The organism is Herbiconiux daphne, from assembly GCF_024979295.1.
GTDB lineage: Bacteria > Actinomycetota > Actinomycetes > Actinomycetales > Microbacteriaceae > Herbiconiux > Herbiconiux daphnes.
Map to the genome: position 1 here is coordinate 1 of NZ_JANLCJ010000276.1, position 816 is coordinate 816.

The 816-nt window shown below is 48.2% G+C and carries 3 protein-coding genes; 1 reads left to right on the forward strand and 2 read right to left on the reverse strand.

Features of this window, described 5'->3' with window-relative positions; all coding sequences use genetic code 11:
• On the forward strand, positions 1 to 255 hold a 255-nt coding region (locus N1032_RS24605; protein ID WP_259543147.1), incomplete at its 5' end, for a M15 family metallopeptidase domain-containing protein.
• Positions 256 to 289: 34 nt separating this feature from the next.
• On the opposite strand, the gene N1032_RS24610 is transcribed toward N1032_RS24605, so the two are convergent.
• Positions 290 to 493 carry a hypothetical protein gene (locus N1032_RS24610; protein WP_259543148.1) on the reverse strand — a complete coding sequence of 68 codons (204 nt, stop codon included), beginning with the start codon at positions 491 to 493 and terminating at the stop codon, positions 290 to 292.
• Positions 494 to 588: 95 nt separating this feature from the next.
• The coding region (locus N1032_RS24615) for a hypothetical protein (RefSeq protein WP_259543149.1) at positions 589 to 816 on the reverse strand (228 nt) is incomplete at its 5' end.

Genomic DNA, 816 nt, shown 5'->3' on the forward strand with positions numbered 1-816 from the left:
GATCACCAGCGTGAGCTGGTTAAAGCCGGGAAATCTAAGACGATGAATAGTCGGCATCTTAACGGCGGGGCGGTCGATTTGTGGAATGGGAAATCTTGGGAGACCAGTGCTTTCATGCCCATTCGCGTTGCCATGCTGGATGCTGCCGCCCGTCTTAAAGTGAATATCACCCACGGAGCAGACTGGAACCGAAACGGAATTATCGAGGGCGGTCGGGATAGCTGGGATTATCCACACTGGCAAATTGAACCGTAAATAATTAAGCCCTCGAATGAGGGCTTTATTTTTATCAGCGTTGGGTTAGGGGGTTTAGCCCGACATCATTATCACCGTGACCTGCGCCACCTGTCACCCCATCCCATTTGGTGTTTTTGAAACGGTCTCGTAATTCAACAATCTCAATAGCCATACGTTTGCGCTCGCTACGAGTTGCGTCGAAACCGTCATTATCAATAATAGCCAGCAGCCGTGATAGTGATAGTGTGTAGTTCATAATTTACTTCCTCTATTCTGGTGTATCTGGATATTATACACAAATTACGGGTACAAAAAAGCCCCAATTAAGGGGCTTAAAACTATGGGCGGCTATTATTGAACTTCAATGTAATAGACGCTCTGTTTTTTCGCAGTCTCGCGGATGTTTACCTTAATGAACGGTTGCTCATCGCCGAAACAGGCGCGCACTTCCTGAAGGGCAGACTTCGCGCTGGCGCTGTCAGTAAACAAGCCGTGGATTTCGCCGTCCTCAGTGACAACTACCGCTTTAGTTGCTTCCTCAGTGATAATGAGGTCGAGCAGTTTAAAAGCGGTGCCCTC